8 protein-coding genes are annotated in these 6,237 nt (G+C 68.7%); 6 read left to right on the top strand and 2 right to left on the bottom strand.

Features of this window, described 5'->3' with window-relative positions:
• From FKP22_RS18025 to FKP22_RS18015, 3 genes are all read left to right on the top strand, one after another.
• Nucleotides 1-554 (top strand): RNA polymerase factor sigma-54 (locus tag FKP22_RS18025; protein WP_445663748.1); only part of this gene is annotated, 554 nt, incomplete at its 5' end.
• Nucleotides 555-616: 62 nt separating this feature from the next.
• Complete coding sequence (locus tag FKP22_RS18020) at nt 617-892, top strand: hypothetical protein (RefSeq protein WP_141288980.1); 276 nt, start codon at nt 617-619, stop codon at nt 890-892.
• Nucleotides 893-1,007: 115 nt separating this feature from the next.
• Nucleotides 1,008-1,460 (top strand): PRC-barrel domain-containing protein, encoded by a 453-nt coding sequence (locus FKP22_RS18015; RefSeq protein WP_141288978.1) that lies wholly within the window; start codon nt 1,008-1,010, stop codon nt 1,458-1,460.
• Between the two features lie 107 nt (nt 1,461-1,567).
• Here FKP22_RS18015 and FKP22_RS34385 read toward each other — a convergent pair whose 3' ends face one another.
• Nucleotides 1,568-2,377: a beta/gamma crystallin-related protein gene (locus tag FKP22_RS34385; RefSeq protein ID WP_310733347.1), complete on the bottom strand. Its 810-nt coding sequence runs from the start codon at nt 2,375-2,377 to the stop codon at nt 1,568-1,570.
• 241 nt (nt 2,378-2,618) lie between these two features.
• Nucleotides 2,619-3,638 carry a hypothetical protein gene (locus tag FKP22_RS18005; RefSeq protein ID WP_231010156.1) on the bottom strand — a complete coding sequence of 340 codons (1,020 nt, stop codon included), beginning with the start codon at nt 3,636-3,638 and terminating at the stop codon, nt 2,619-2,621.
• 268 nt (nt 3,639-3,906) lie between these two features.
• Between FKP22_RS18005 and FKP22_RS18000 the strand changes: the two genes are divergently transcribed.
• From FKP22_RS18000 to FKP22_RS17990, 3 genes are all read left to right on the top strand, one after another.
• On the top strand, nt 3,907-4,770 hold the full coding sequence (locus FKP22_RS18000; protein ID WP_231010155.1) for an MlaE family ABC transporter permease: 864 nt from the start codon (nt 3,907-3,909) through the stop codon (nt 4,768-4,770).
• Between the two features lie 2 nt (nt 4,771-4,772).
• Nucleotides 4,773-5,546, top strand: a complete 774-nt coding sequence (locus FKP22_RS17995; RefSeq protein ID WP_141288963.1) for an ABC transporter ATP-binding protein — start codon at nt 4,773-4,775, stop codon at nt 5,544-5,546.
• The coding region (locus FKP22_RS17990; RefSeq protein WP_141288961.1) for an MlaD family protein at nt 5,543-6,237 on the top strand (695 nt) is incomplete at its 3' end. The genes FKP22_RS17995 and FKP22_RS17990, both read left to right, overlap by 4 nt.

The raw sequence follows: 6,237 nt of genomic DNA, 5'->3' as shown, positions 1-6,237 counted from the left end.
CGTCCATCGTGCCGCGCGTGCGGCTCAACCACACCTACGCCGACATGCTGGGCCGCCAGCCCAGCCCGCATGCGGAGCTGAGCTCGCACCTGCAGGAAGCGCGCTGGTTGATGCGCAATGTCGCCCAGCGCTTTGCCACCATCGCGCGCGTGGCCCAGGCCATCGTCGACCGCCAGCGCCAGTTCTTCGACTACGGCCCGATGGCCATGAAGCCGCTGGGCCTGCGCGAAATTGCCGACGAACTGGGCATGCACGAATCCACTGTTTCGCGCGTGACCAACAACAAGTACATGGCCACGCCCGGCGGTGTGCTGGAGCTCAAGCATTTCTTCTCGCGCGCGATGGTCAGCCGCAACGGCAGCGCCTGCTCGCCGACCGCGATCCGCGACCTGGTCAAGCAGATGATCGAGCACGAGCAACCGCAGGCCCCGCTGTCGGACGCCGAGATTGCCCGCCAGCTCGCCAGCCAGGGCCTGGACGTGGCTCGCCGCACGGTCACCAAGTACCGCCAGCTCATGCACCTGGCACCGGCCAACCGCCGCACACCGGCCTGAGCCGGCGCGCAGGCATGGCACCTGCCCATGCAAGGCAACCCCCACCACCAGGAGTTGCCTTCATGCGCACCGCCAACCCGACCAAGACCCAAGCGCCCCATGCGCAAACCACGGCCAACCAGCAAGGGCAGGCCAAGCCCCAGCTGCCGCATGAGCGGGATGAATCGGCCGACACCGCAGCCGAGCCGGACCCGGTGACGCGCCAGGCCCACCAGGACGTGGTCAGCGGCAAGGTCGACACCGACAAGGGGCCGGTGCTGGAAGCGCTGAACCGCCGGCTGCCGCCATCGGCGCCCGGGCCCAAAGGCAAGCGCGACCCGGAACATCCGCCCCGCTGAGCGGCGTGTTCCGCGGCACACCACTTGCCGTGACCAGACCAAGTGCGCAACGGCCCGCCCGCTGCGCTTGTCTCTACCTTCTTCGCTGCGGCCCGCGCCGCAAGAAAGGCAAACCATGGCCATGCTCGACACCTTCCCCGGCAGCGCCGACCTGCGCGACCCGGCACTCGTCAACCCCGGCCTGCCGCCCGGCACCGTGACCCCCGTGCCCAACGGCCCGGGGCCGGGCCTGCTGACGGCCAGCACCATCACCGGCGACAAGATCCTGAACCTGCAGGAACAGACGCTGGGCACCATCGAGGAGATCATGCTGGACATGTCGTCCGGCCGCATCGCCTACGTGGTGATGGCCTCGGGCGGCTTCCTCGGCCTGGGGGAAAAGCTGTTCGCCCTGCCGTGGAGCGCACTGACGCTGGACGCCGACCGCAAGTGCTTCGTGCTGGATGCCAGCAAGGAAAAATTCGACCACGCGCCAGGCTTCGACAAGGACAGCTGGCCCAGCGAAGCCGATCGCGAGTGGCATGTGCAGGTGCACCGCTACTACAGCCGCCCGCCTTACTGGGAATGAGCCCAGGCCGGGCATGACCCGCTGCCGTTGCGGCAGACGCAAAAAGGGCGACCCGAGGGTCGCCCTTTTTGCTGGCCGCTCGTGCCAGGCACGAGCGCTTCCCAGCATCACGCGCTGCGCGGTTCGCCGCGGCCGTTCACGGTGATGGTCGGGCCAGGCGGATTGGTCGTCTGAACGTGGTGATAGATGCCGTTGTAGCGGTAGACCACGTCGTAGTAGTCCGGCGTGCGGTCGGGCACGTTCTGGCAACGCTGCACGTTCTGCACCGACTGCTGCTGGCCGCGGTCGATGTTGGCACCCAGCGCGCCACCCGCGACCACGCCCACTGCGGTGCCGGCATTGCCGCCGCCGATCTGGTGGCCCAGGATGCCGCCAATCACCGCGCCAGCCAGCGCGCCCGGCACATTCGGCTGGTCCTGGCGCACGACACGGTCACGCTCGATCCAGCAGCGCTGGTTCGGCTCGCCCATCACGGCCCGGACCTGCGTGACTTGGGCTTCGTACAGACGCTCGCCACCGCGGCGGTAGTAGTTGTAGGCGGGCGGCGGCGGCGGCGCATAGCGCGCCTCGTCGATCCGGTCATTGCTGCGCAACAGCCGTGCCGAGGTGACGCGGTCGTTCAGGCCCATGTCGCGCAGCGACGGGTAGCTGCCACTGCGCAGCACCACGCAGCGGCCACGGAAATTCGAGTCCTCGCAGACTTCCCAGCGCCCGCCGCGCACGTCGACCGAGGATGCGCGGTCATTGAAGCCATAGCGGTGCAGGTCATCGACGCGCGTCTGCACGCTGACCGAGCGGCCTTGGAAACGATCGTTTTGGTAGAAGGTCACTTGCGCCATCGCAGGCGCTGCCAGCACCAGGATGCCGGCAGCGGCGAGCAGCTTCTTGAGCGGCGAATTGATCAGGGATTTTTTCATTGGACTTCTCCAGACTTCAGGTAATAGAGGCACCTGATTTGCCGGCGATTTCGAATCGCCGCACCGGCAGGGGGACCGGGACCGCGGTGGTCAGTGGATCAGAGCGATCAGGATGATGATGGGAATGGGCACGCCCAGCGCCCAGAGCAGCAAGGAACGCATGGTGGAACTCCTTCTTCGTGCTTGCAGGTTCAACGTGTGGCGCGGCCAGTCGGTGGACAGCCGCGTGTGACGAATGGCTTCAGGCCCGGTCGCGTTCGCGCCCGCCGTAGGTCGCCGCCAGCGTGGCCGCGAACGCACCGATCAGCAGCGAGATGAACAGCCACAGCAAGGTCTTGGCCGAGGCGCCGCGGGCCTGGTCGGCGGCAACGCGTGCGGCGTTGTCGGCCTCGGCCGGCTGGGCCTGCAGCCGCGCATAGCCATCCGAAACCCGCTTCTCGGCATCCTGCGGCGCCAGCCCGGTCTGTTGCGAGACACGCTGGCCCAGGTAGCGCAGGTCGTCTGCCGGCAAGGCCCCGCTGCGCAGGTTGGCAACAAAGATGGCCGTGGCTTCCGCGGCCAGCGCGCGGTCGTTCGAGCGGTCCAGGCTGCCGCTGACGGGCATCACGGTGGGCACTACCGTGACGGTGCCTGGCAGCGCGTTGGCCGCGGCCGCAGTGGCCGTCGCCGCAGCGGCATTGCGCGCGGTCACCGCGGTGTCGGTGCTTTGGGGCGCGATGCCGTCAGGCGTGCGGAAGAGCTTGTCCACCGCATAGCGCGTCGGGTCCGCCGCAGCCACGGCCGAGCCGCCGCCCACCAGTGCCGCAGCACTCGCCTTGGCGCCGCTGCCGATAATGCTGGAGGCTGCACCGCCCAGCACCGCGGCGCTGACCAGTGTCGCCAGGCCCCAGGACAGGAAACCGTGCACCGTATCGCGGAAAAAGACTTCATCGCCTTGTGCATCGCGCCAGCGGCTGCGCAGCCGGCCGGCAATGTAGCCGCCCAGCGCCGAGGCGGCCAGGCTGGTCACGATGATCCACAGGATGGCCGCCACGCCCAGCGTGCCGACATCGGCCCCGTGCTGCGCCCAGGGCGACGCGGCGGACAGGCCCAGCCCGGAGCCGAGCATCAGCAGGATCAGCGACAGTGCCGCCGCGCCGGTCGCACCAGCGAAGACCGCCGGCCAGGACACGGCACCCAAGGGCGTGGCCATCACTGCCGGGGCGAGGGACAACTCGTCAGGCAGGGCGTTCAGCCTCGTCGCGGGATGGATGGTTCCCATGGAAGTCCTCTTGGGGTCATTGAAGCGATGCGGCATCATCCAACCCGCCCGGCTGCCAGGCCGTGGGAGCTGCGCTTGACACACTGTCAGCCGTGTCCCACAGCCGAACCCGCTGGCAGCCGATGGCAGCCAGGTGCCGGCACGGCACACTGCAATGCAAGATTGCCAAGGTGGGCCCGCTTGTTGCAGCGCCTTGTCGACGCCTCTTCGTGACGCGTCCAGTCACCCCATTCCGGCCCCCTTGAACGAGACACCCAGCAGCCCTGCGATGCCCGAACCCGAAGCGCCACCGCCAACCGACCCCGCCAAACGCCCGCGGCGCGCACCCAGGCCGCGGCCCCACTGGGTCACGGCGCTGGGCACCCGGGTGGCCGAAGCGGGCGCACGCACACGCTGCACCTGGGAGTTCATCGGCGACGTGCTGCTGGGCCTGGGCCGCCTGCTGCGCGGGCGCAGCACCATGCGCCTGAGCGACCTGGTCTACCAGATCGACCAGGCAGGGCCGCGCAGCGTGGCCATCGTCTCGCTGGTCAGCGGCCTGGTCGGCGTGATCCTGGCCTACATGGGCGCGGTGCAGCTGCAGCGCTTTGGTGCGCAGACCTACATCGCCGACCTGGTGACGATTGGCGCGGTGCGCGAGGTTGCCGCGCTGATGACGGGCATCATCCTGTCGGGCCGCATTGGCGCGGCCTATGCGGCGCAACTGGCCAGCATGCAGGCCAATGAAGAGATCGACGCGCTCAAGGCCATGGGCGTGAACCCCATCGATCACCTGGTGCTGCCGCGGCTGCTGGCGCTGACGCTGGTGGCGCCGCTGCTGACGGCCTATGCCGCCATCGTCGCGGTGGCGGCCGGCTGGCTGATCGCGGTGGCCATCTTCGGCGTGGCCCCGGCCGAATACATCTACAAGTCCAGCCAGGTGCTGACGCTGACGCACGTCAACGTCGGCCTGGCCAAGGGCACGGTGTACTGCCTGCTGGTGGCGCTGGCCGGTTGCCGCCAGGGCCTGAACGCCGGCCGCAGCGCCGAGGCGGTCGGCGAGGCCGTCACCAAGTCCGTGGTCCAGGCCATCGTCTGGATCGTCGTCGCCGCATCGGCATTGACAGTGGCGCTGCAGCGCCTGGGCTGGTGAAGATGAACGACATGCTGTTGCGCGTCGAGGACCTGACCATGGCCTACGGCCGCAAGCTCATCCAGCGCGACCTGAACTTCGACGTGCGCCGCGGCGAGGTGCTGGTCATCGTCGGTGGCAGCGGTTGCGGCAAGAGCACGCTGCTGCGCCACATGATCGGCCTGCAGGTGCCCGCCAAGGGCCGCGTGCTGTACACCGGCCCGCAAGGGGACCAGGACATTGCCACCGTCAGCCCCGAGGCGCAGGCCCAGCTGCGGCAGCGCTTTGGCGTGATGTTCCAGGCCGGCGCGCTGTTCAGCTCGATGACGGTGGGCGAAAACGTGATGCTGCCGATGGAGCTGTTCCCGGGTGCCCACGACGCCGGCAGCGCCGAGCAGCGCCACCAGCGCGCCGAGGAGAAGCTCGCACTCGTCGGCCTGTCGGATCAGTTCGACGCCGAGCCGTCCTCGCTCAGCGGCGGGCAGCGCAAGCGCGCCGCCATCGCCCGCGCGATGGCGCTGGACCCGCCGCTGCTCTACCTGGACGAGCCTTCCGCCGGGCTGGACCCGATCACCTCGGACCAGCTCGACCAGCTGATCCGCCAGCTGCGCGACGAGCACCAGCGCAGCATCGTGATGGTCTCGCACGAACTGGCCAGCATCTTCGCGGTCGCCGACCGCGCGCTGTTCCTGGACGCGCAGGACAAGACCATGACCGCACTCGGACCGCCACGGGAGTTGCTGGAACACGGGCCCGAAAGAGTGCAGACGTTTTTGCGCAGAGGAAAAGCAGCATGAAAAGAGGGAACGCAACGCTGATCGGCGCGTTTGTCGTCGTCGGCATCGCGCTGGTGCTGGTCGGGATCATCCTGGCCGGCGGCGGCAAGCTGTTCGCACGCAAGGAGCATGTGGTGATGTATTTCACCGGCTCGATCTACGGCCTGCAGGTTGGCGCGCCGGTGGTTTTCCGCGGCGTGCGGCTGGGCAGCGTGACCTCCATCGGCCTGGTCTACGACCAGCCGCATGGCGACTTCCTGATCCCCGTGAAGGCCGACCTGGAGCCCGAGGCGATCCGCGGCCTGGGCGACCAGAAGGACGACGACAAGCGGCCCCAGCCGGTGCTGCCAGGCCTGATCACCCGCGGGCTGACGGCCCAGCTGTCGATGCAAAGCCTGCTGACCGGCCAGCTCTACGTGGACCTGGACCTGCGGCCCGGCAAGCCGGCCAACCGCCGAGACAACAACGACGGGCTGGAGATCCCGACCAATGTCACGACCATCCAGAACCTGAAGAATCAGCTCGACGGCATGGACTTCCGTCGCCTGGTCGACGACGTCTCGGCGATTGCCGCGTCGGCCCGCGGCCTGGTCAGCGGCCCGCAGCTGAAGGAGGCGCTGGACAACATCGCCAAGATGACCGAGCACCTGCGCAAGATCACCGAGCAGGTCGACGGCCGCATCGGCCCGCTGGCCGACAACGCCAACGCCAC

The sequence above is a fragment of the Ideonella azotifigens genome, from assembly GCF_006519715.1.
Taxonomy (GTDB): domain Bacteria; phylum Pseudomonadota; class Gammaproteobacteria; order Burkholderiales; family Burkholderiaceae_C; genus Ideonella; species Ideonella azotifigens.
This window is presented reverse-complemented; position numbering and strand designations above follow the sequence as displayed.